Raw genomic sequence first — 23,843 nt, 5'->3', positions numbered from 1 at the left:
ATGGCTTTTTCTCCACATTTTTTGGAGTGCAGCGGCTGTCACTGCACCGCAGCGATTGTGCTCATGCTGCGATTATGGAGAAAGCTTTTTTGATTTCGTTGCTAATCACCGCATATATCCCGCTAAACAGAAAAATCCCCTGGAACTTCATATCTCTTTTTCCCCTTTACCGTGTAAAATCACTGTCTCTTCCAATTGACGCTTTTTGAAGAGCGTGGAAAAGCAAGCGCTGCTGTTGCAAAATAAATGAATACGGCAAAGATAAAGTCTAGTACATCTACCAGTTCGTTCATCAAAGCGATCGCTGCAATCGACCGCGATGTAAAGATTGTGTCCCATGCGGGCAAGTATTGGCATCAGTTAATGAATGGAGAATAACGGTTTGGCTGATGTCTCTCATGATCGCTCCTGACTCTATTTTTTAGAGCTATTTGTATTCTAGCAGCTCTTTTTTTACAGCGATTATCACATATGTCGCCATAAGGGCCGTCAAAAAGAGAATTCCTGTATACAGGAATCCAATCAGCTCTTTCACTTTATAAACGAAGTAGCTTCCGAAAGAAAAGATTGTTCCCAATAAAGAAAATGAATTCAACCGGTTTAAACATTTACCCATTTAAAAAAAACATCCTTTTCCTTGACGGCCAACATCAGCGGTCAATCTCAAGACATGGCTTCCATTCATTTTACGATACATTGGAACGAAGAGCGGGAAGGTTATATTGTACATTCACTAACAAACACCGTCCAAGCCTGGGGACGGTGTTTGTTTGCCATATGAAACTGAAAATGTTGTTATTCGCCGACGTGAATCCATACGCTTTTGACTTCTGTGTAATTATCCAAAGCGTATGAGCCCATTTCGCGGCCGAGGCCTGACTGTTTATAGCCGCCGAACGGAGATGCTGCGTCAAACGCATTGTAGCAGTTGACCCAGACAGTGCCAGCTTGGAGCCGGTCAGCTATATAATGGGCGTTTTTCAGATTTTCCGTCCAAACCCCTGCGGCGAGCCCGTATTCTGTCCGGTTGGCCCGTTCGATTACTTCGTCAACCGTTTCATAAGGGATTGCCGCCAGGACAGGTCCGAAAATTTCTTCTTTTGCAATCGTCATGTCATCTTCGACATCTGTAAACACGGTCGGGGAAACGAAATATCCTTCTTCATAAGGGCATGTTCCGCCTGCGGCAATTTTCGCGCCTTCCTTGCGTCCTTTTTCAATATAGGAAAGGACCCGCTCATGCTGTTCTTTGCTGACAAGCGGCCCCATTTGCGTATCTGTATGAAGACCCGCGCCCTGGCGCAGGGATTTTGCATATGCGACCATTTCATCCACGACTTTGTCATACTGGTCTTTATGGATAAAGACGCGCGAACCTGCACAGCATACCTGCCCTTGATTAAACATGACCCCTGTCAATGCACCGGGAATCGCTTTTTTCAAGTTTGCGTCAGGCAGGATGATGTTCGGCGATTTTCCGCCGAGCTCGAGAGTGACCCGTTTAACGGTCTTTGCCGCTTTCCCCATAATTTTTTTGCCGATTTCGGTAGAGCCGGTGAACGCCAGTTTGTCGACGAGAGGATGGTCTGTAAGCGCTTCCCCGGCTGATTCTCCAAAGCCCGGAATGATGTTGATCACGCCCTTTGGAAAGCCGGCCTTGTCGACAAGCTCTGCTAAATACAAAGCGGAAAGAGGAGTTTGTTCTGCAGGCTTCAGGACAATCGTACAGCCTGCCGCCAGGGCGGCGCCCATTTTCCACATCGCCATCAGGAGCGGAAAGTTCCAAGGGATGATTTGTCCCACAACCCCGACAGGCTCATGGCGTGTATAGTTAAAATAAGGTCCGTTTACAGGAATCGTTTGGCCGGTTATTTTTGTCGCCCAGCCGGCATAATAACGCATGTGTTCGATAGACATCGGAATATCCCCGGCAGACGTTTCACTGATCGGTTTTCCGTTGTCAAGCGTTTCAAGCTGGGCCAATTCGTTCTTATGTTCCTCCATCAGATCGGCGAGTTTATACATGAGCCGGCTTCTCTCGGCAGGGGGCATCGTGCGCCACTCCCCGTGATCAAAAGCTTCCCTCGCTGCTTTCACCGCTTTGTCGACATCTTCGGGTCCTGCTTCGTACAAGGTGGCAAGTGTTTCTCCCGTAGCCGGGTTGGGGGTGTCAAACGTTTTGCTTGAAGCGCTTGCAACAAATTCGCCGTTGATGTAAAGCTTTTTTGTTCCCTGCAAAAATGACTCCAGCTTTTTACTGACCTGCATCGTTAAAGAACTCATGTTTGTAAACAAACCTCCCTCAAAATTTTGGTCTGTCTTCTTGTGGTTTTTTTCCTGGTGATGGGGTGTTTTATGGTTGGATCACTGAGGCGCCGAAGGTGGGGTATATTGCTGGATTTGGAACTGCACACCACTATTCTATAACAGAAATTCAAATGAAATCAATATTCATTTGCAGTTTCGGCTGTTCAGAAAGAAATGTGATGTATCTTTGCCTCATACACATTGCATTTCAGCTGAAAACCGCTACAATGGAAATATTACATCGTTATTAAAAAGGAGCTATTCATATGATTCACGAAAAATGGCAGAACAACCAAACTATAAAAAAGGTAACATGCATTCATACTGATGCGAAAAAATACATTGTCAACAGAGCTTTGACCGTTGGAAAAACTTATGAAGTCAAAAACGAGACAGAAGAGTTTTTGTTTATCATCGATAATACAAATAAAGTGGGCGGTTATTACAAAGAATACTTTGAAGATATCAAAGCCTGAATATTCCCCCTGTGATCATCACTATGAAGAGATGATCACCGAATGAAAGGGCGAATGTGGATGAAGCAAGACCGCTAATCAGAGCTCAAGAAATATCTTTGGGAAGACAGTCAGGAAAAAGCAGGAGGAAGGAATGCTGTAACGGAAGAGCAAGTGTCTGATACGTATGGAAGGCACGATAGAAAACGAAAACCGCTAAAAAGAACCGCAGAAAGGGACATCTTTCTGCGGTTCTTTTTAAGTTATGGGATAACATGCATATGATAAGTAAAAAAGTGATAAAAAGTTGAAACCTTCTATGTTTTATCAGCGTATTAAATGGTAGTAATAACATACACAGAGCGGTAAAAAAATGTAATCTGCTCGTAATTGTTTATAAAACAGGGTTATCGTATTCTATTCTTAGCAGTAACCGAAAAATACTTTTGCCTTGTGCATAAACATAAATTGGGTACATAGAAAGAGGGGTTTCGATTGGGCGTTTTTTCAGCTAGCAAAACAGCGGACGGAAAAAAGTTTGAACCGCTGCTTATTGAAGGAGAAAAAATTGAAGCTGTCTGCAGGCTAAGAATTGATCAAATTTGTTTTACCAACAAACGGATTATTTTTTTTGACAATAAACTGTTTTCCAAAAAGAAAGTCCGTGTTTTTTTGCCTTACAAATCTATTGAAGGCTTTGCGATCAGAGAAGTCAGCATGTTCAATCCTGACTCCGCTCTTTCACTGATGACAAGCAGCAAAGTCTTTGACCTGGAATTTACAAAGGATACCGACATGCTTGAAATCCAAGCGATTTTATCAAAATATTTATGCGCGTAAAGATGACAGGCCGTTTCTTCATGAGAACGGCCTTTTTTATTTGTGTTTTCACATTGCAGCAAGCTGGGTTTTTCGAGGGATGAGAAGACGCATAGAGCCGGTTGAAGTCCGTCTTTCTGAGTTGGTCTCATTGTGAAGGAGTGCACGTAAACACCGGCGGATGCAGATGGAAGTGGCCGTTGTCGAAGGATGTTGGAAAAGCGATGTTCCCGAAAAACAAAAAAATCGGGTCATGCTTTCAAAATGTAAAGCGGCTGACTTCGGATTCTTGCCGGATTCGATTTTTTCTTTGTCGGCGCTTCTATAAACATGACAATCAGATGAGTTTCCCTTTTAAACAGCTTTACGCCTCTCTGTCTGTATTGTATTTGACGACCGGCCATTTTTCCTTTCGCAAGGCGTTGATCAGCTCTGATCCTACATTCAAGTGGTCCTGCACCAACTCTTTTGGCGTCAGTGCCATCCACTGGTTTAATGAAACGTCGGCAAAGCGGCTGCTCTTAAAAATCTCTAAAAACCAAAGGCTTTGGGGGCCGGTATTTTGAATGTAATGCCCCATGGCAAAGGGGACATACCCTACATCCCCGGCCCGATAATTAAACGTCCGGGCCGTCCCGTTCGCCGCGAATACAGTCATACGCCCTGTACCAGATAGATAATACTGCCACTCATCGTTATTCGGATGCCAATGCATTTCTCTCATACCGCCGGGCTTGATTTCCACCAGCGCCGCCGCGATGGTCGTCGAGATGGGAAAGTTGGAGGAATCAACAATCCGAACCGTCCCGCCCGGAGTTATGATTGGCTCCTGTGCATGCAGGCGGTATATGAAGCTTTTTGGCACCGTCCCATAAGGATCTGATACTTTCTGGCTTTCCAGCGGGCCGGGCACCTTTGTTTGGAATATGTAGCGCTGTTTGTCGGGAATATGGGCAAAGGCGCTTTCAGGTACACCGAAATTTGCGGCAAGGACGTCCTTCGGTGTGTGTGCGAACCAGTCGGTAATCGTAAAGGTATCGAACTCTGAAAAATTCCCGTCGTCAAAGACGAGAAGGAACTCACAGCCATCACCAAGCCCTTGAATCGAATGCGGAATTCCAGCGGGAAAGAACCATAAATCCCCCGGTCCGACATCCGCTATAAAGTTCCGCCCGTCCTGGTCGACTGAGGTGATTCGGGCATGACCCAAGATCATGTAAGCCCATTCTGATTGCTTATGCCAATGCAGCTCGCGTACACCTCCGGGCGTCAGCCGCATGTTCACCCCGGCAATCGTTGTGGAAACAGGCAGCTCTCTAACTGTTATTTCACGCGACCAGCCGCCATGCTTTAACTGCATATGGGTGTCTGAGAACGAAAACTTTAAATTGGGGATTGCACCGGCATCCGTAGCCGGAGGAACGAGCATGTCGGGATTCTCGAGATCCCGCATGATGTCGCGGGGGCCAAAATCGGTTGCACCGGCGCCATCCTCCCTTATCGGATGCGGCACATGATTTTGCGAGCCTTGAGTTCCGGGCGTCTTTTTCATAAGAATGCTCCCTTCACTTGTCGTGATGTCATAATAACTGAAATTTATGATCCGGAAGCTAAAAATATATCTGAACCGTCCGCACAATAGCGCCATCACGTTTTAAGCCTCATACATCGGGAAAAGAAAAACAAAGGAGGAGATCGTATGTCATTGACAAAAGAACAAAAAGAACGCCTCTATCATAGATTGATGGATTTAAAAAAAGGACTTTCCGGTAAAAGAACAATTGATCAGACGATGAGCCAAGAAACGGGGGAATTGTCTAACGGAGTTGATAATCACCTTGCCGACCATGCCGGTGTGTATTTCGAACGGATGAGAGAGCTGACATTCCGGCAGACAGACAGGAACTTATTGCGGGAAGTGGAAGACGCGCTCAAACGGATGGAAGACGGAACATATGGAATATGCGAAAAAACCGGAAAAGAAATTCCTTATGAGCGCCTTGAAGCCGTCCCTTACGCAAGATATACGCTTGATGCCCAAGCCGAAACAGACAAAAGAGATGTAGCGGGGGAAGGGGATGACCGGGAATTTACAAGGCAAATGGAGGATTTAACAAATAAAGAAACGATGGGTCAAAAACATTCAGTTACCTATGAACGGCTTGATCAAGAGCAAGATTCAAAATAAGGCACCCGATTCCGGGTGTTTTTTTTGATAGAAAAATAATTTGATATTGAAATAAATAAGTTGACTTTCTGTCTAAAAGAAAGTAACATACTATTTGTAAGTAAATATTAAATTGTTAGCGCAGGAGGTAAAACAGAATGTCTAAAGTATTATTTGTGAAAGCGAATGACCGCACAGTTGAAGAAGCGGTATCTGTCAAACTTTACGAAGCGTTCCTTAACAGCTATAAAGAAAATCATCCTAATGATGAAATCATCGAGCTTGATCTTTATAAAGAAAACCCGCCGTACCTTGGCAGAAATGCGATTAACGGAACATTCAAAGCAGGAAAAGGCATGGAATTGACTGAGGAAGAAAAGGCGGCCGCAGCTGTTGCCGACCGTTACCTGGATCAGTTCGTTAAAGCGGACAAAGTCGTGTTTGCTTTCCCATTGTGGAACTTCGCGGTTCCAGCGGTGCTTCACACGTATATCGACTATCTATCCCGCGCAGGAGTAACGTTTACATACACTCCTGAAGGCCCTAAAGGATTAATGGGAGACAAAAAGGTTGCCCTATTAAATGCTAGAGGCGGCATCTACTCTGAAGGTCCGATGGCGGCAATGGAAATGTCTCTGAACTACATGAAAACCGTCATGGGATTCTTCGGAATTCAAGACTTGCATACGGTTGTCGTCGAAGGACACAACGCGCTTCCTGATCAAGCGCAAAAAATCATTGAAGACGGCCTTGCTGAAGCGAAAAAAGCAGCGGCTGCATTCTAATCCGGAAATCACCTGATTTAGTACACCCCTTAGATATTGGCGCCCTTTGCCGGGCCCAATCTTCTAAGGGGTGTATTTTTATGGGGAGAAGCGGCTGCTGTTTGAGAACTTGGAGACATCTAATATTTTTGAGTTTTAAGGAAAAACGACAATTTTTCCCTTACTTCGACAAAACGGCGGTGTTATATTGCAATTAGTTACATATTATGATAACGCTGGAAATCAAAGCGGCGGTTTTTTATACGCTATTTGTACAAGTGTGAACTTGTTTCAAAGCAGAAGAACCTGCAGCAGATGAACGTATCTTCTATTTTACCATCAACCGCATCGTTTTCTCTAAAAACAGTTTACAAAACAACTTTCTCCAATACGTTTCGTTTGAAACGATGCTTTCATCCTTCAATCCTCTTGGAAAACACACAACCATTTTTAAACCATGAACAATACTTCGCTTCATTGTCATTGTAACCTTTTTACACACGGATCCAAAGGCAGTAGAACCTGGATTCTATTCATCGTTTTATAATCCGGAAAATTCTGATTAATGAATAAAAGATAGCGTGAAAAAGGGGATAAAATTATGAGCGATCAATATGTCTATACGTTAACAAAACATTTCTGGATTTCTTGCGCCCATAAAGTAGCCGGTGCGGGAAAATGTGAAAGACTTCACGGCCATAACTACAAAGTGACCTTTTGCATCACCGGTTCAGCTTTAGATGAGAAAGATATGTTAATCGATTTCCGTGAAGTAAAGCATCATTTGGAAAAAAAGTATGACCATTATGTGTTGAATGATTTCGATGAATTTAACAAGGAAAAGGGAGGATATGAGCCAAGCACCGAAAGGGTCGCTCAAGTTTTTTTTGAAATCATAGAGTCATTATGCAAAACAAAGCGAAATAAACCGAATGTGAAATGGGTCGATGTCCTGGAAACAAATGAAGCCAGTGCGAGATATGAAAAATTTGAAAGGAGGTGATGGATATGGAAAAGAAACATACGGAAGAACAAGTTTCTGAAGATTTGCTCTTGACTGACGATTTGGAACTTGAAGAATATGAACTTTTTTTAACCAACGCTAAAACGATGTAACAAAAAACAGGGATCTGCAAAACGATTCGTTTTGCAGATCCCGGTACTGATAGGATGTGGTCTTATAGACATTTTAAACAAGTGCTATGAAGATTTTTTAAAGATAGATCTTGAAACAGAAATCGGACATCTTCTTAAACATAAACAGGCCGAAAAGATAGTAGGGATATGGAATCTGTGGAGCAGGATCAGCTTTCCGCGTTTTGAAACGTATGTGTGGCAGTGTGTAAATAGAGCAAACAGGCTTCAAGAGGTCATCGATATAACCGGAACGGTACACACCGCTATAAATCTCCTGTATGTGTTAAGTCATCACGGACTTTGTCAAGTTAGCCAAAACGGCGACATTGTATTTTCAAAGAAACTGAAAAACGATGAGGTTGCTGTTGATTGTGCAAATGCGGTTATACCCGAAAGGATAAAAAACAAAAGAGAACATGGACAGTTTCAAGCAACATGGAGCACTTCGGTTAAGCGTGCAAATATGATTTTTGAGCAGATACCTCCATGGAAACATATATTTTTTTGCGGTGATGACGATTTAACAAGCCTTGCTCTCGGGCAAATGAGCAGCAGCGCATGTAACATATCTGTGGGCGATATAGACCGTGATCTCATTTCTTTTATCAAAGACTACAGCGGGAGGCACGGGTTGCAAATTGAAGCATTCGAATTTGATGTTAAATATGAAGCCCCTGATCAGTATAAAAAGAAATACGACGTTTTCCATTGCGATCCGCTTGATCACGGACAAGGTATAGATTTATGGCTGCAGCGGGCGCAAGAAGTTTTAAAAGGAGAACCAGGGGATGCAATTTATCTCAATATTAGTGCAGACCGGCTTGGACAACGGGAGCATTATCTGTTTAAGCACCTGCATGAAATGGGTTTTGATTTGGAGGAAAAATATAAAAACTTCAGCAGCTATCAAGTAGCCGAAGAACCTTTTTTGAACACAGAAAAATTAAATGAGGAAATGAACAAGATAAACATCGGGTACGACACAATAAAAGATTTATATATTCATACTGATCTTTATGTTTTCATCAGAAAATCAGTTAGACCAATCTTTCTTCCTCAGGAATTTATGGAGATCAGGAGGAAAATATAATGAGGTGTTTTCATGTATGTGCTAGGGATAAATGGCTGGGATAAAGGTGTGCACGATTCGAGTGCAAGTTTATTTTATCAAGGGAAATTGCTGGCTGCCGCTGAAGAAGAGCGATTTATAAGAAGAAAAAAAGCTTTTGACACTCCCCCTTTTCATTCCATAGCGTATTGCTTGCATGAAGCAGGCATTACAGCAGATGACATCGACTACATAGCATTGGGGTGGGATGTGACAAAACTTGAAGTGGAGTATGGCGGCAAGCATGGGTTGACATCAAAGGACATCATGGGCCGCGTATTTCCAAGACATATATTTTCCCGGAAAAAGGATCCCGAGCTTCATATATACCCCCATCATCAAGCCCATGCGGCTGGAGCATATTATAGTTCCGGATTTGAAGAAGCAGCAATACTTGTCGTAGACGGTTCCGGTGAGGAAGAGTCCATCACAATCGCAAAAGGTGAAAAAGGGAAAATTGATTACATTGAAGTATATCCTTTGGAAAGTTCCTTGGGAATCTTTTATGAGGGATTGTCCAAATATATTGGTCTGGGCAGATTTAGAGAAGGAAAAACAATGGGCTTGTCTTCTTATGGCGCATGGGACGGGGATGTCCCTCTCATTGTCAATCAATATGATGAAAATAAAAGAACTTATCACCAAATTTTAAAAGATTGGATCATGTATTTTCATAAAAAGTTTGGCGAAAAAGTAAATTCAGCAAATTACTATTACGATAGCAAACAAGCCAAACTATGCGATGAGCTTGATGCCTTATCATATAAACATGTAGCTGCTTTTGGACAAAAAGCATTGGAAAAGAATCTGATCTACTTGGCCAAAAGAGCGCTGGAACTCACAGGCTGTTCCCGGATATGCCTATCGGGAGGTGTGGGACTCAACTGTGTAGGCAATAGAGAACTCCTTGAATTAGAAGAAGTGAAAGATATTTTTATACAGCCTGCCGCATCTGACGCGGGAACATCATTAGGGGCGGGAGCGTTGCTGTCTAAAGAACTGGGCTTTGAAGTCACACTTTCAAAAGATCATGTTTACTCAGGGCCGAACTTTAGTGATGGAGACATTAAAAACTTGCTGGAACAATATAAAATTAAATACGAGTTTTTTGAGACTGGCATAAACGAAGCTGCAGTCCAGCTTTTAAAAAAAGGAAAAGTCGGGGCGAGATTTGCCGGAAGAATGGAATTTGGACCAAGAGCATTAGGAAACCGGAGCATCCTGGCCAATCCGCAAAGTGAAAACATGCTTCAAAAAGTAAATGATATAAAAGAAAGGGAACAATGGCGCCCCCTTGCTCCGAGCATCAGCGCAGAAAACCAGGCGCTCGCGATTAAGGAGGAAACGGCGTCTCCTTATATGCTGTTAAACGCGACCATACACGAATCCTCGCGTGAGTTACTTCAGGCAGTCACCCATATCGATGGTTCCACAAGGCCGCAAATCGTAGATAAAGAGACAAATTTATCTTATTGGGAGCTCATTCAATGTTTTTACGAAGAAACCGGCATACCGGCTGTTTTGAATACATCTTTTAATATTGGAAATGAGCCGATCGTTTGTTCACCAAAGGATGCCATTCGTTCATTTTTTAGTTCTGAACTGGATTTTCTAATCTTAAATCATTTTTTTATCAAAAAATAGGATGAGGTGACAGATCATGAGCGCGACCTATCCCAACTTTCCAGAATACAAACTGAAGAATGTCTATAAGGGGGAAACGACCTTTAAAAGAGGGGCAACCCGCGACCATATTTTTCACGAAGAATTTGAAGAATGGCAACGGTTTTTTTGCAGTGGAGAATACGCGCCACCAGCAGGAAAAGACATTGCTTTATTTCATGTATGCACATGGGCTAAACCATACGACTTCTCCTATATCGGGAAAAAAATAAGGCAAGTGACAAATCAATATGAAAGGATACATCCGATCATATTGTCCAATGCAGGCGTTATTCCTTATGAATATCAAATGAATCCGACATTTTGCGCTTATGATTGGATACAGATGGGGGATTTATCCAAGGAAGAACATTTGAGATTGAAAAAACTATATCAACATTCGCTTTCAAATAGGATAAAGAACTATTTAACTTCAAAACAAAAGGATTATAAAGCGGTCATTCATTATTGCATGCCAATAAGAGACTCCATTGTTTCCGACATTCATCATTTTTGCGCAGAAATAGGCGTGCCATACTTTCATACACCTGAAGTGGAGACCTTCAGAAATTCAAAAGACGTTTTGGCTAAACTGAAAGATTTCGGAGAATTTTATATTTTGGATCCCGTTCTGAAAGATTTGGAAAATACTTTAAAAAAGGTGAGCAGTATTGATTGATTTGTCGATCGTAATACCGGCATATAATGATCCCAGGCTTGACGAGTGTTTAAAAAGCATAGACGCAGAGGCGGAAATAATAGTCGCGCTCAACGGTGCAACCAAACAGGTTGAAGACATAGCAAAAAAGCACAATACGAAAATGGTCCATCTGCCGGTTCCCAATCTTGCGAAGGCCTATAACGAAGGAATCAAAGCTTCCAGCAAGAACAATGTGCTGCTGATGGATTCTGATTGTATTTTTAGAAGGGGCTGTATAGCAACATTATACAAAATGTTGTCTGAACATCCGTTGGCTAAAGGAAGGGTGCTTTTTGCCTACCGGTCAAAAAGAGAAAAAATAATCGCCACTTCAAGGCATATTCATACCGCTAAAAAAAATGCGTATTCTCCGCCTTTGGCATTTAGAAAGAATATTGTCGATCAAATAGACGGCTACTATTTTGACGAGCAAATCAACTGGACGGAAGATTACGATTTTGATGCAAGGGTAAGGAAGGCTAATCTTAGTATCGGATACGATGACAGCGCGCGCGTTGTACATCCTGCTTTGTCATTGTATGGCGATTTGAAGAGCTCTTACAACTATGGCAAAGGACAAGCTAGAGGCGTTCAATTGGGAAAAGAATGGTACGCGCCTCCTGAGCGGATATTTAAAAACATGATAAAAAGCTGGACTCCTTTAAAAAATAAGTTTGGAACAGGTGTAGCTGCATATCTTGCTTTATGGCAGATTTCCTTTTTCCTGGGATTTAAAAAGGAAAGCAAAGCAACCGAAAGGGGCGTAAAAAAGAATGGCTCAGCAAATACAACAGTATGACAATATCTCAAGTGTTTATGACAAATTAATACCTGAACCGGACGGGTTATTTGATTTCTACACCAGCTTTGCAAAGGAAGGGGTCTCAATTCTTGATATCGGTTGCGGATCCGGCCGGCTGGCCTTTCAATTGGCGCAAAATGGAGCTATCGTTCATGCCATCGATATTTCAGCAGGGATGATTGAAACTGCAAAAAAGAAGCTTGCTCAATGTGATCGGAAATCTTCAGAACGCGTTCATTTTGAAGTTGCCGATATTAAGGATTTTCATTGCGTAAGCCGGTTTGATTATGTATTTATGAGCGGCGGCGTATTTGAGTATCTGTTGACTCCGAAAGACCAGGCTGAAGCGCTTCAAAAGATAAAGCAGCTGCTAAAACCAGAGGGCCGATTTATATTTGACATCATATCGCCGCCGCAAGTTTGCGCTTATGACAAAAGGCAAAAAGATTTCGGAAACACAGCTCATCCCCCAAAAGATCATCAGTATATTAAATCCCAGAATATTTTTCGCATCGATCATTACAAACAAATTGTATCAACCCGTTGTTTATTTGAAATACATCAACATGATAAAGTGACGGAAAAATACGAATTCCAATTTTTAACTCGGTATACACTGCCGACCGAAATGTTTTATCTTCTGAAGTCCAGGGGGTTCGCTGTCTTGGGTTTTTACGGAGATTACAATAAAGAGCCTTTTAAAAGAGGTAGCGAGTTTATGATTTACGTCACAAAGCTATCTTCAAGCAAGGAGAATGGAAATGCACTCAAATAAAAGCAAACATTTAGTCATTGCCCCGCACCATGATGATGAAATTATCGGATGCGGTGGAACAATAGCCAAAGCGATTCAAAATGGGGATCAAGCAAGAATCATTATCGTCACAATGGGCGAATTTTCCGGAATCGACGGCAGCATCGAAAACAATGTTGACATACGGGAGAAGGAATGCCGTAGAGCTTGCGGAATAATCGGAACGCAAGATATTCATTTTCTAAAAGAAAAAGACCGGGATCTCACCTATAGAAGAGACCTTGTTGAAAAGGTCATGATGCACATAGATGAGTATGAGCCTGACTATGTATACTATCCTCACTCAGAGGAAGCGGACCGTGATCACCGAATTGTCAATGAAGTTACCGGTGAAGCATTATTTTTAAGCCGCTCTCATTTTCTGCGAAATAAAAAAAGGACAAACAGGATCAAAAGGTGTTTGCAATACGAAGTTTGGACTCCATTAACAACGTATCAATTCGCTTGTGATATCAGCGGTGTGATCGATCAAAAAATAGAAGCGTTGAATGCCTATAAATCCCAAGGAGCCATTCTTCATTTGGAAAATGGGGTAAAAGGATTAAATGCATATAGGGGCATGCAGGCCGGCACTGATTTCGCAGAAATTTTCAAATTTTAAAATCTGACAACGGAAGGATTCGTTTCATGATTATAAAGGTGGAAAATGTATCACGTTCATTCAGCAGAGCTTCAATAGATGAAGGATTTTGGAATTCAGTGAAGAGTTTATTTCATCGCAAAAAAGAAATGGTTCATGCTGTAAAAAATGTTTCTTTTTCGATTCCAAAAGGAAAAATAATTGGTCTTATCGGTGCAAATGGCGCCGGCAAGTCGACATTAATAAAGTTGATGACGGGTTTGATTACACCCACTTCCGGCAGGATAACAGTCGATTCATTTACACCGCATAAAAAAGAACCGGCATTTTTAAGAAAAATAGGGGTGGTATTGGGACAAAAAAATCAATTGTGGTGGGATCTTACCCCATATGAAACATTTTTGCTTCATAAAGAAATATACCAGATTTCCCAAGACGAGTTCGAGCGGAGCATCGAGCGGCTGACAGCCGCTTTGCATGTGGAGCATGTTGTGAAATCGCCTGTTCGAAATCTTTCTCTCGGCGAAAGGATGAAATGCGAATTAATAGCCGCTCTCCTTCATTCACCTGACATTTTATTTTTAGATGAGCCAACAATCGGATTGGATTTTATCGCCCAAAAAAATATTAGACGATTCTTGAAGTCGTACTGCCGGGAGCGAGACGTAACGGTTATTTTAACGAGCCATTACTTGCCTGATATTGAAGAGCTTTGTGAGCATCTTCTGATTTTGCGGGATGGGGAGCTTTATTATAACGGGAGCCTCGATGGATTGCCAGGTTTGCACGATGGTGAATATAAGTTTTTGTCAATCACGTTTTCAGATAAGGACAGCCTTTCGCTGCTGAAGCAATACGGCGAAATCATCGAAGAACATGACCATACCATTCTGTTGAAAATCAGCAGAAATCTATTCAGCCAGGCTTTAAGAGATATAATCAATGATTGCGACATCATTCATTTTGAAGAGAAGCATACAGAAATACAATTTCTATTAGAGGAAATTTATAAACAATCAGAGCATGTCGGAGATGAAAAAATTGAAAAAATATATTAAACCAGGGCTCATGTCGATACAAACCGCTTTCCAGTACCGGTTCAACACCCTGCTGTATATGGCGTTCAGCTTGCTTCCTCTAATTGCCGTCGTTTATTTATGGCAAAATGTCTATGACCATAAACAATTCATTGAGGGATATACAATTCATTCGATGATTACCTATGTCATTATTGCAAAAATGTTCGAGATCTTATTGCTGCCCACTTTTCACTGGTCGATTCAAGATGAGGTGAGCAGCGGCGAACTTTCGAAATATTTAACAAAACCCATTTCTTACTGGGGTTTTTGGTTTTCGAAAAATGCCGGAAATAAGCTGGTGCAATTCATCCTTGTCAGCATTCCCTTGGTGATCGTTGCTTTATGCAACAGAGAATATTTTTTATTTCCTGATGTTCATGATGTAGCCGGCCTGATTGCAGCCGTCGTCTTGGCGATGATTCTGTATTATAGTTTGTATTTTCTCGTTTCTCTGTTTTCCTTTTATTTTGTTGAGATTGCCTCTTTCTTTTTTACAGTAGATATTTTGCTGGAGCTGCTTTCAGGAACGTTGTTTCCATTACAGCTTTTGCCGGAACCATTTTATCTTATCGTCAAAAACCTCCCATTTGCATACTTGATTGATTTTCCTGCAAACATATATCTTGGCCGTTTGGAAGCCGGCGATATCCTATACGGTTTATTTACACAGCTGATATGGATCGGAATACTATCTGTCTTTTCGAGGTACGCTTGGAAACGGGCGATGTCAAAATATGAATCGGTTGGTGCGTGACATGAGATACATCAGTCTTTTTCTTCATATTGTTAAAATCAATAGCATCAATTTAATGATGTACAGAACCAACTTCTTTATGAATATCATTGACAGCCTGATATGGTTTGCCATCACGCTGATTTTCTTCAATACACTTTATGGCTATGTGGAAAACGTCAATGGATGGAGTATATATGAAATTTACTTATTGCTTGGAACGAGCGAGCTTTTAAAGTCTTTCATTTTTGTATTATTCATTAATAATCTTCCATATATTCCGTCATTGGTTAATAAAGGAACTTTGGATCTTCTTTTGCTAAAACCGGTAAACAGCCAGTTCATTGCATCCTTAAGGAAACTGGATATGGGTAATTTCGGTAATTTATTTCCGGCCATTGCGCTGATCATCTATGCATTGGCCCATCTAAACGTCATGTTGCACATTCATCAAATCCTGGAATACTTATTGTTTATTTTAACTGGGGTGGTACTGGCTTACTCGCTCTGGATTATCACCATGACATTATCAATCTGGTTCACGAAAGTAGACGGACTGCATGAATTGTTTTTAGGAGCTATGACGTTATTTAGATATCCGACGTCTTTTTTTAAAGGGATCGGCAAAATTATTTTTGTTTTTGTTTTTCCAATCGTAATCGTCGCTAATGTGCCGGTAGAACGCCTTTTGCAAGTGTCCCATGAAACAAATATGCTTCACTATTTCTTATATGTCGGCGGTTTTCTAGTATTCAGTGCCGTTTTTTGGAAAATTTCACTGAAGTATTATCAAAGCGCAGGAGGGTGATGAGTGTAGGATGAATTTTGACACAAATGCTTCATTACCGCTGGTGGAAATGTTCGAAACCATTGAGGGAGAAGGATCTGCTGCGGGAAAGCAGACGACATTTATCAGGCTGTTTCATTGTAACCTGCGCTGTGTATGGTGCGATACGACGTACAGTTATGCACCGAGCAAACCTGAGTTTGAAGCGACAATAGAAGAAATCGCGGAAAAAGTTCGCTGTCTGGGAAATCATTATGTTTGTTTGACCGGAGGAGAGCCGTTAATCCACGGGGAAAAATCAATGGCTTTAATTGATCGTTTGGCCAAAATCGATTGCATTCAAGATATCCATGTTGAAACAAATGGCGCTATTCTTTTAAAGCCTTTTATAAACATGAGGCGTCTCTCCACCATCATATCCAATAAAGTCCGCTTTATCATGGATTTTAAGCTTCCAGACAGCGGAGAAATGAAAAAAATGGTCTATGAAAATTTTGATTTATTAGATGAACAGGATGAAATCAAATTTGTTATCGGAACGGAACATGATTTTAACATTGCTATGGAGATCATTGACAAGCATTATAAAAAAGGCCGTCTCTTAATGAGTCCGGTATGGGAGACGATGACGCCGGCAGACCTTGTCAAAAAAGTGCTAAACAGCAGACGGAAGGATATTCAGGTTAATCTTCAAATTCATAAGATCATTTGGGATCCGCAGACAAGGGGTGTGTAACATGAAAAAGAATGAAAAGAAAGCAGTTGTTGTTTTAAGCGGGGGATTAGACAGTGCCACCTGCATGGGGATTGCCGAGAAAGAAGGCTACATGCTGCATGCCATCACATTTGACTATGGTCAGAGGCATTCCAGAGAAGTGGAACAGGCAAAAAAAATAGCAGCGCATTATCAAGTACACGATCATAGAATTGTGAATATTGAGTTTTTCAAAGAAATAGGAGGCAGCGCCTTAACTGATGAACATATAGACGTTCCGAAGAAAATGAATCAAGATGCCATTCCGGCAACATACGTACCGGCGCGGAATTTAATTTTTCTCTCTTGTGCGGCAGCTTATGCGGAAGTGATAAAAGCGGAAGCGATTTACACCGGGGTAAGCGGAGTCGACTACAGCGGATATCCCGATTGCCGTCCTGAGTTTATTGACAGCTTAAACCATACGATTCGCCTTGCGACTAAAAGAAATATCGAAGGGAAAAAAACAAACATTTATACTCCTCTTATCAACTTAAGTAAAGCGGATACGGTCACTCTGGGACTTCGGCTGCATGTGCCGTACGAACTTACCACCTCCTGCTATAACGGAGAAGAATACGCTTGCGGTGAATGTGACAGTTGCACATTAAGGCTGAAAGGGTTTAAAGAAGCCGGCTGTAAAGACCCTATCCCGTATAAAAATACTCAAGTCATTTAAGCTCAAAACTGTCGAAAAAGCAGGAATATGCACCTGCGCAGATGATCATCGCACTGTTTTAACTGGATAAAAGCGGGGGCTGTATTGACTGTAAAAGAAGTCAGATGACTCCAAAGCCAGTATTTCAGCCCCCTTGATATTGTCAATACGAGCTATTTCCATAGATAATAGGCATAATCCGTCGGGACGCTCGAATATCCCATTTGCCGCAGCATTGCTGAAATGTTGCCTCTATGATAGGTGCCGTGGTTGATGACGTGATTCATCAGCTCGGCAACGGTTGTTTCTCTCCGCCCGAGCGCCGGGTGTTCAACCGCGAGAGGTAGGTCGAGATTGTCAAGCCCCTCTAAAAAAGCTTGATATTTGGCCGCGGTGTCTTCAAAAAAAGCGATCAGTTTCTCAATGTTAGCTTCCTTTAGTTCTTCATTGCGCCGCACAGCAAGTGCCTTTGTTTCCTCATAGCCGCCTCCGGTTATAATGTCCAGCCAAAGTGAGTCTGTGACACACATGTGGATGATGACGGCTGAAACAGAAGGAAACACGCTCTTGATTTCTGTCTTGAATAGGTCTTCCGGAAGGCTTTTCAGGCGCTCAAACACCTGGCGGTTTGCCCAAATATGGTAATCGAAATGTTTGGCTAGATCATGCTTCATGCTATGTCCTCCTTGCTTTTAAAGGAATAGATTTCGACAAGGCCCTGTTCTATTTCCTTCAAGAGGAAGGATTTATTTTATTTCAATTCCGAAGCTGTAGTGGCAGGAGGGGGGAAATCATGAATTATGATCTGTTGCACTGTCCGTATCCGTCAAAGCGAAACACCGTTTATGCAAAAAAAGGAATGGTGGCGGCGTCACAGCCGCTTGCGGCCCATGCCGGCCTTGATATGTTGAAAAAAGGCGGAAATGCCGTTGATGCGGCAATTGCGGCGGCAGACTGCCTTACAGGTGTTGAACCGACATCGAACGGAATCGGCGGGGACGCCTTCGCGCTTGTATGGACAAAAGGAGAACTGTTTGGTTTGAATGAAAACGGCCTTTTGGCGGGCAGAACAGATGGGTGTATAGCCGCCTGGCAAAAGATTGAAAATCCTATCGGAACGGATGAGCCCCAATAGGATTTTCTTTATTTTTTATCGCGTTTTTTTGATGGAGTTACCGGGTAAAGTTCATCTGACGCTTCATTTTGATACTGCAAAGCTCCTCTGTTTTCCCGCTTTTTTTCGCCCTCTGTTTCGTCTAAAATATTCGCCGCCATATAGCGGTGGAAGAAATACTCAAAAATGGTCACGCCCAGTGCTGAAATGATGGCAGCCCATGCGAGCGAGGCATACGGCGGATTATCCTGCATGGCGAGAATCGCCCAGATCAGAATCAGGGAAAGGCCGAAATCTCCCATTGTCGCTGTTATATTATTTGTTCTTGGAAGCAGCATAAGGTCGCCGACAAGATAGGATACAACTCCTACAAACAATGTGAGAACAAATACGTCTCCAAAAGGAACACCAAAAAACAGAGTTAAAATCACATATAAAAGAACAAGGCTTGCAATGAACTTTACACACAATGCCCTTACATGCTTCATAAAGTTTCATCACCTTCCGTTTTATTTTAATGTCCTGCCGCTTTTTTGCTGTTTGTTGTTTTTTTGGTCTTGCTGGAATGCGCTTTCTGTTTCATGGTCATTTTGAATTTGTTCGATGCTGCTGTTTTGGATGCCTTTCTTCTCCATGTTCTCACCACCTTTTTCACTATATTTTGGTTTATTTTAGGTTTCTTATTCATATTTTCCGGCAAAAAAAGAAGACGGGGGATGTCCCCCCCGATCTTCAGCAATTTTTTCTCAGCCCCGCTACAAATGCGGGGCCCATGCCAGTCATTTTTGATAAGAAGAGCGCCATTTCATGAGGCGTTTCCTTCATGCCGCTTTCCAGCCATTGCTGTAGGACGCTGATATGGGCCCCTACAATATAGGAGATTAAATATTCTTCGGGGACGAGCGTATTCGTCCTGATCGACTGTTGAATGCGTGTTAAGTTTTCGGACAACACGGATTTAAATTTGATTGGAAACGATCCCGTTCCCTTTGGGCCTAAAATCGCCTTCAAAAAGACCGCGTTCTCTTTAAAGTATTCAAAAATGTCGACTACAAATGGAAGAGGCGCTTCAATGACAGGCGTCTTCAATGCCCCCATCGATTCAATCGATTGTTTGGCGATCTCCCGTATTTCATCGATGATTTCTTCCTCGCTCTGATCCAATAAGTCGTATTTATCTTGATAATGCAAGTAAAATGTTCCCCTGTTAATGTCCGCTTTTTTTGTCATATCGGTTACGGTGATTTCTTCAAATGCTTTTTCCTCCATCAGCTCTGATAGAGCATCTCTGATCATCCTTTTTGTGCGGTTGATTCTTCTGTCCGTCTGTTTTGCCATACATACCAGCCTTTCGCCGCTTTATTTTTTCAGTTATAAACAATGTTCTTCTTTTTGTTGAGAAATGAACATTTGCGGATTTATCGTTCATTGAGTTTTGCCTTTATTCCATTATAATGAACGCAGTGATTGTTAATCAACACTGTGTTCATTTTTTGAAAAGGAGATCTGCCGAATGAAATTGCTGAAAGAAAAATTACTCTTATTCTCGCCGTTTATCGTATGCCTGGTGGTTTTGATTTTTTCTCTCACATTGATTCCATCAGTCCATCCAACCCCCCAACATCTTCCGATAGCGATTGTGAATGAAGATCAGGGCGCTGATATGCCGAATCAGGGAAACATAAACGCAGGCGCCGCTATTGTCCGCAACATAAAAGATGTACAAAAAGCAAATCATGACGGTACATCAGCGGTGAAATGGGTCGAAATAAAAAATGAAAAAACCGCCCGTGAAGGGCTGAACGATCGTAAATATTATGCCGCTCTTTTGATTCCGAAGGATTTCAGCCGAAAACAAGCCTCATTACAAACGCCGAATCCGTCCGGGGCAAAAATGACGGTTCTTGTGAATCAAGGCGCCAATCCAATCGCGGCGAATGCGGCGGGGCAAATTGTGAATCAAGTCGTCGATCACATCAATCATCAGTTCAGAGAAGAAATCATGACGGGATTCGAAAAACAAGGGAAGACCCTCACTGTGAAACAGGCTGCCGCATTGTCATCACCCGTTGCAAAGACCGTTGAGCAAGTAAATGAAACCGGGGAGCACAGCGCAAATGGAAACGCGCCGGTCTCTTTGGTTCAGCCGCTTTGGATCGCCAGTATAGCCGGGGCGCTGATCGTTTATACCGCATTAAGAAAATGGCGGTTTTCAAACGGGAGAGCGGCACTATTGTCCCGGTTTCTTCAAGGTTTAACCGGTGCGGTGCTCGCGGTTGCCGCCGGCTACAGCCTTGTATGGATCGCCGCGGATTGGGTGGGGATCTCGATTCCTCAAATTCATGATACTGCACTGTTTATCGCGATCTGCTACTTCTCTTTCTATTTAATGATCACTGCTGTTACGTCATGGATAGGTTTTCCCGGAGCCGGATTGTTCGGTCTGCTTTTTTTCTTTGGAACTCCGCTGTTAACGATGGCTCCCGAAATGATGCCGGCCTTTTACCGCGGCTGGTTTTACTCTTGGCTTCCGATGCGGTTTGCGTCAGATGGGCTGCGTGATTTGCTGTTTTTTAACAAAGGTTTGTCCATGAATCAGCCGGTTTCGGTTTTGCTGTCGATCGGCGCCGTCAGCTTCCTGGTTTTATTGGCGTCTTCTTTAAAGAATCATGCCGTGTCTAAGGAAGCCGGAATAAAGATGTTATAAAAAGGAGGAGCATCATGAATAAATATGTGCTGAGCTTCACTGAAATTGACAAAGCCCATTTGCCTCTCGCCGGCGGAAAAGGAGCGAACCTCGGTGAAATGACAAAGGCGGGCTTGCCTGTTCCAACAGGGTTTTGTATATCAACCTTTGCCTATCGTACGTTTATAAAAGCGAGCAGGGAAATGGATGGCCTGTTTGATCAGCTTGACCAGCTCACGTATGATGAATTGGAGCGGATTCGTTTCCTTGGCAAACGCATTCGTGAGCATCTTGCTTCTATTGTGATGCCTGTTGATATGAAGTCGGAGATAGTCAGGGCTCTCGATAAAACGGGGAGGGATAAAGCCTATGCCGTCCGCTCCAGTGCGACGGCTGAGGACTTGCCGACGGCTTCATTTGCGGGCCAGCAGGATACCTATTTGAATGTCCGCGGCTCTGTACAGCTGCTTCATGCTGTCCGAGACTGCTGGGCTTCATTATTTACAGATAGGGCCATTTCCTACCGGGTGAAAAACGGTTTTGATCACCGCTCTGTTTTTCTTGCCGTCGTCGTTCAAGAGATGGTGTTTCCCGAAGTTTCCGGAATCATGTTCACGGCTGATCCGATTTCAGGGCACCGGAACACGATTTCTATCGATGCCAGCTTCGGTTTGGGAGAAGCCCTCGTATCCGGTTTGGTGACTGCCGATCTGTATCAGGTTCGCGGCGGGGAGATCGTCAAAAAACAAATTTCAAAGAAAGAAGCTGCTATATATGCCGTGCCGGGAGGAGGGACCGTCACAGAACCGCTTCCATATGAAAAGCAAACATTGCAGGCGCTTCCCGATGCGAAAATTTTGGAACTGGCCGCGCTGGGGAGGAAAATTGAAGCCCATTACGGCCGGGAGCAGGACATTGAGTGGGGGCTTTCAGACGGCAGGTTCTATATTCTTCAAAGCCGGCCGATAACGTCGTTATATCCTGTACCATCTTTTTCAGATGAAAAGCTGCATGTCATGATTAATTTTGGATATATCCAAATGATGACGGATCCAATGAAGCCTTTAGGCATATCAGTTCTAAGCCGCATCCCTGATTTTTTAGCAAATGACCCGGAAGCACGGCCTATTATCCGCGAAGCCGGAGGAAGGGCGTTTGTCGACATCACGGGAGCCCTTTCAAGCAAATTCGTGCGGAGCCGAATCCTTACTGTATTAAATGGCATGGATCAATTGATGGCATCGGCCGTTTCTGAAGCCATGAAACGCATAGAATTCCAATATGGATCTGCAAGGGAAAGATTCCGGATTGCTGCGAGATTGGCTCCAATCATTGTGCCGGCAGCTGGAAAGGTGTTCGCCAACTTGTTCTTCAAAGCTCCGGAAAAGGCGGAACAACAAGCAGCTGCCTTTATTGCAAATATCGTAGAAGAAACAAGGGGAAAACTGAGCGGAGCTTCAGGTGCGGAAACGATACGCCTGATCAAGAGAGAGATGGGAAATCTGCTGCCGGACGTTCTTTCTAAAGTTGCGGTTTATGTTTTGACAGGAGTCATTGCATCAGGAAAACTGGAAAAGAAACTTAAGAAAAAAACTGGAAATGAGCAAAGCGCTGTCTTATTAAGCAAATTGTACAAATCCTTGCCTCACAATGTCACAACCGAAATGGGGCTTGAGCTCGCCGATCTTTCCGATCAGGCAAGGAAGCATCCTGAGCTGATCCGGTACTTGCGGGAAGCAAAAAGCGAAGGCTTCCTCGAAGAATTGGCGAAAATTCCGGGAGGTGGCGACTTTGCCAACGAATTGGAATGTTTTCTGGAGAAATACGGCGTGCGGTGTGCGGGGGAAATTGACATCACAAATCCGAGATGGTGCGAGGATCCTGTCCAGCTTGCTCCTTCCATCATCAGCAATATTCAATCGGGAGCCGCCGGAGAACACAGGAGGAAGTTTAAACAAGGTGAAAAAGAGGCGGAAGAGGCCGGCTGCGAGATCATCTCCCAATTTCGTTTGTTTGAAAAAAGATGGGTATCCCGGCTTGTTCGTGTTTATCGCAGTCTGATGGGGATGAGGGAGCATCATAAATACACATTGGTGAAACTTCTCCACTTGTATAAACAAGCGATTCTAAAGGAAGCGCGCACTCTTGTCAAAGTAGGAATCCTCCAACGCGAAGAAGACGTGTTTTATTTGACGCTGGACGAAATGGCCGGATTGCTGGAAAACAGGGAGGCCGGATCGATTCAAAGCATTTTGAAAACAAGAAAACAGGAACATGCGTCAAACCAAAAGCTGAAATCGCCCCGGGTGTTGACGAGTGAAGGGGAGATCGTTGCAGGAAAGCTTCACAATGCGAAAAGCCCTGAAGGCGCTCTCATAGGGACGCCGGTTTCTGCCGGGGTGGTCGAAGGAACTGCCAGAATCATCATTAAACCGGAGGATGCAAAACTGAATCCGGGTGACATTTTGGTAGCGCCTTATACAGATCCCGGCTGGACGCCGCTCTTTACTTCAGCTGCCGGATTAATTACGGAGGTGGGGGGAATGATGACCCATGGATCAGTCGTAGCCAGAGAGTATGGCATTCCGGCTGTTGTCGGGATAGAAAAAGCGACGGAATTGATTAGGGAAGGCGTCCAGATCAGGGTGGACGGAACGAATGGATATGTACAGATCGTAAGCAAAGAGCCGTCGTCAAACTAAATCAGCAATAAAAAA

At 43.1% G+C, this 23,843-nt stretch carries 25 protein-coding genes and 1 pseudogene; 19 read left to right on the top strand and 7 right to left on the bottom strand.

All coding sequences use genetic code 11. The features are described 5' to 3' along the window. Positions 1 to 427: 427 nt before the first annotated feature. Positions 428 to 616, bottom strand: a complete 189-nt coding sequence (locus R5H20_RS12995; RefSeq protein ID WP_006636251.1) for a hypothetical protein — start codon at positions 614 to 616, stop codon at positions 428 to 430. Between the two features lie 179 nt (positions 617 to 795). Further along, positions 796 to 2,283, bottom strand: coding sequence for an aldehyde dehydrogenase family protein (locus R5H20_RS12990; protein ID WP_006636250.1), 1,488 nt, complete (start codon positions 2,281 to 2,283; stop codon positions 796 to 798). A 290-nt stretch (positions 2,284 to 2,573) separates the two neighbouring features. Here R5H20_RS12990 and R5H20_RS12985 point away from each other — a divergent pair, with 290 nt between their 5' ends. Both R5H20_RS12985 and R5H20_RS12980 read left to right on the top strand, forming a co-directional pair. Continuing rightward, positions 2,574 to 2,783, top strand: coding sequence for a DUF6501 family protein (locus R5H20_RS12985; RefSeq protein WP_006636249.1), 210 nt, complete (start codon positions 2,574 to 2,576; stop codon positions 2,781 to 2,783). A 474-nt stretch (positions 2,784 to 3,257) separates the two neighbouring features. Further along, positions 3,258 to 3,602: a PH domain-containing protein gene (locus tag R5H20_RS12980; RefSeq protein ID WP_006636248.1), complete on the top strand. Its 345-nt coding sequence runs from the start codon at positions 3,258 to 3,260 to the stop codon at positions 3,600 to 3,602. A gap of 343 nt (positions 3,603 to 3,945) precedes the next feature. Here the strand turns inward: R5H20_RS12980 and R5H20_RS12975 are convergent, their stop codons facing one another. Next, positions 3,946 to 5,133 (bottom strand): oxalate decarboxylase family bicupin, encoded by a 1,188-nt coding sequence (locus tag R5H20_RS12975; RefSeq protein ID WP_029418397.1) that lies wholly within the window; start codon positions 5,131 to 5,133, stop codon positions 3,946 to 3,948. Positions 5,134 to 5,280: 147 nt separating this feature from the next. Here R5H20_RS12975 and R5H20_RS12970 point away from each other — a divergent pair, with 147 nt between their 5' ends. The 14 genes from R5H20_RS12970 (at position 5,281) to queC (ending at position 17,347) form a co-directional block, all read left to right on the top strand. Next, positions 5,281 to 5,769, top strand: a complete 489-nt coding sequence (locus tag R5H20_RS12970) for a TraR/DksA family transcriptional regulator (RefSeq protein ID WP_006636246.1) — start codon at positions 5,281 to 5,283, stop codon at positions 5,767 to 5,769. Between the two features lie 137 nt (positions 5,770 to 5,906). Then, the gene (locus R5H20_RS12965) at positions 5,907 to 6,533 is read left to right on the top strand and encodes an FMN-dependent NADH-azoreductase (RefSeq protein WP_006636245.1); all 627 of its coding nucleotides are present in this window, start codon (positions 5,907 to 5,909) and stop codon (positions 6,531 to 6,533) included. Between the two features lie 580 nt (positions 6,534 to 7,113). Next, positions 7,114 to 7,515 (top strand): 6-pyruvoyl trahydropterin synthase family protein, encoded by a 402-nt coding sequence (locus R5H20_RS12960; RefSeq protein WP_006636244.1) that lies wholly within the window; start codon positions 7,114 to 7,116, stop codon positions 7,513 to 7,515. 144 nt (positions 7,516 to 7,659) lie between these two features. Next, positions 7,660 to 8,739: a bis-aminopropyl spermidine synthase family protein gene (locus R5H20_RS12955; RefSeq protein ID WP_006636243.1), complete on the top strand. Its 1,080-nt coding sequence runs from the start codon at positions 7,660 to 7,662 to the stop codon at positions 8,737 to 8,739. A 12-nt stretch (positions 8,740 to 8,751) separates the two neighbouring features. Next, positions 8,752 to 10,401: a carbamoyltransferase family protein gene (locus R5H20_RS12950; RefSeq protein ID WP_006636242.1), complete on the top strand. Its 1,650-nt coding sequence runs from the start codon at positions 8,752 to 8,754 to the stop codon at positions 10,399 to 10,401. Positions 10,402 to 10,417: 16 nt separating this feature from the next. After that, positions 10,418 to 11,098, top strand: a complete 681-nt coding sequence (locus R5H20_RS12945) for a DUF5591 domain-containing protein (RefSeq protein WP_006636241.1) — start codon at positions 10,418 to 10,420, stop codon at positions 11,096 to 11,098. After that, on the top strand, positions 11,091 to 11,918 hold the full coding sequence (locus R5H20_RS12940) for a glycosyltransferase family 2 protein (RefSeq protein ID WP_006636240.1): 828 nt from the start codon (positions 11,091 to 11,093) through the stop codon (positions 11,916 to 11,918). The genes R5H20_RS12945 and R5H20_RS12940 overlap by 8 nt, the downstream gene beginning before the upstream one ends. Continuing rightward, positions 11,893 to 12,696, top strand: a complete 804-nt coding sequence (locus R5H20_RS12935) for a class I SAM-dependent methyltransferase (RefSeq protein ID WP_006636239.1) — start codon at positions 11,893 to 11,895, stop codon at positions 12,694 to 12,696. The genes R5H20_RS12940 and R5H20_RS12935 overlap by 26 nt, the downstream gene beginning before the upstream one ends. After that, the gene (locus R5H20_RS12930; RefSeq protein ID WP_006636238.1) at positions 12,683 to 13,336 is read left to right on the top strand and encodes a PIG-L deacetylase family protein; all 654 of its coding nucleotides are present in this window, start codon (positions 12,683 to 12,685) and stop codon (positions 13,334 to 13,336) included. Before R5H20_RS12935 ends, R5H20_RS12930 begins: the two co-directional genes overlap by 14 nt. A 26-nt stretch (positions 13,337 to 13,362) precedes the next feature. Next, entirely contained in the window at positions 13,363 to 14,373 is a 1,011-nt protein-coding gene (locus R5H20_RS12925; RefSeq protein ID WP_006636237.1) for an ABC transporter ATP-binding protein, read from the top strand. Then, positions 14,357 to 15,148 carry an ABC transporter permease gene (locus R5H20_RS12920; RefSeq protein WP_006636236.1) on the top strand — a complete coding sequence of 264 codons (792 nt, stop codon included), beginning with the start codon at positions 14,357 to 14,359 and terminating at the stop codon, positions 15,146 to 15,148. The genes R5H20_RS12925 and R5H20_RS12920 overlap by 17 nt, the downstream gene beginning before the upstream one ends. Next, entirely contained in the window at positions 15,129 to 15,935 is an 807-nt protein-coding gene (locus R5H20_RS12915) for an ABC transporter permease (RefSeq protein WP_224254413.1), read from the top strand. Before R5H20_RS12920 ends, R5H20_RS12915 begins: the two co-directional genes overlap by 20 nt. 10 nt (positions 15,936 to 15,945) lie before the next feature. Continuing rightward, positions 15,946 to 16,650 carry a 7-carboxy-7-deazaguanine synthase QueE gene (locus tag R5H20_RS12910; RefSeq protein WP_006636234.1) on the top strand — a complete coding sequence of 235 codons (705 nt, stop codon included), beginning with the start codon at positions 15,946 to 15,948 and terminating at the stop codon, positions 16,648 to 16,650. A gap of 1 nt (position 16,651) precedes the next feature. Then, positions 16,652 to 17,347, top strand: coding sequence for a 7-cyano-7-deazaguanine synthase QueC (gene queC / locus R5H20_RS12905; protein ID WP_006636233.1), 696 nt, complete (start codon positions 16,652 to 16,654; stop codon positions 17,345 to 17,347). A gap of 152 nt (positions 17,348 to 17,499) precedes the next feature. Here the strand turns inward: queC and R5H20_RS12900 are convergent, their stop codons facing one another. Beyond that, complete coding sequence (locus R5H20_RS12900; RefSeq protein WP_006636232.1) at positions 17,500 to 18,000, bottom strand: DinB family protein; 501 nt, start codon at positions 17,998 to 18,000, stop codon at positions 17,500 to 17,502. Between the two features lie 119 nt (positions 18,001 to 18,119). Between R5H20_RS12900 and R5H20_RS12895 the strand changes: the two are divergent. Then, positions 18,120 to 18,380: pseudogene (locus tag R5H20_RS12895) on the top strand (gamma-glutamyltransferase); the annotation flags it as partial. 89 nt (positions 18,381 to 18,469) lie between these two features. On the opposite strand, the gene R5H20_RS12890 reads toward R5H20_RS12895, so the two are convergent. The 3 genes from R5H20_RS12890 to R5H20_RS12880 all read right to left on the bottom strand — a co-directional run bounded on the left by R5H20_RS12890 (position 18,470) and on the right by R5H20_RS12880 (position 19,778). Continuing rightward, a complete protein-coding gene (locus R5H20_RS12890) occupies positions 18,470 to 18,928 on the bottom strand; it encodes a YndM family protein (RefSeq protein WP_006636230.1) in 459 nt (152 codons plus the stop codon). Positions 18,929 to 18,949: 21 nt separating this feature from the next. Next, complete coding sequence (locus R5H20_RS12885) at positions 18,950 to 19,075, bottom strand: hypothetical protein (protein ID WP_006636229.1); 126 nt, start codon at positions 19,073 to 19,075, stop codon at positions 18,950 to 18,952. 97 nt (positions 19,076 to 19,172) lie between these two features. Next, positions 19,173 to 19,778 carry a TetR/AcrR family transcriptional regulator gene (locus tag R5H20_RS12880; RefSeq protein WP_006636228.1) on the bottom strand — a complete coding sequence of 202 codons (606 nt, stop codon included), beginning with the start codon at positions 19,776 to 19,778 and terminating at the stop codon, positions 19,173 to 19,175. A gap of 175 nt (positions 19,779 to 19,953) precedes the next feature. On the opposite strand from R5H20_RS12880, the gene R5H20_RS12875 reads away from it, so the two are divergent. Then, on the top strand, positions 19,954 to 21,147 hold the full coding sequence (locus tag R5H20_RS12875) for a YhgE/Pip domain-containing protein (RefSeq protein ID WP_006636227.1): 1,194 nt from the start codon (positions 19,954 to 19,956) through the stop codon (positions 21,145 to 21,147). A 14-nt stretch (positions 21,148 to 21,161) separates the two neighbouring features. Further along, positions 21,162 to 23,828 (top strand): phosphoenolpyruvate synthase, encoded by a 2,667-nt coding sequence (locus tag R5H20_RS12870; protein WP_006636226.1) that lies wholly within the window; start codon positions 21,162 to 21,164, stop codon positions 23,826 to 23,828. Positions 23,829 to 23,843 lie beyond the last annotated feature (15 nt).

Source organism: Bacillus sp. KICET-3 (assembly GCF_033261025.1).
In the GTDB taxonomy this organism is placed as follows: Bacteria; Bacillota; Bacilli; order Bacillales; family Bacillaceae; genus Bacillus; species Bacillus sonorensis.
This window is presented reverse-complemented; position numbering and strand designations above follow the sequence as displayed.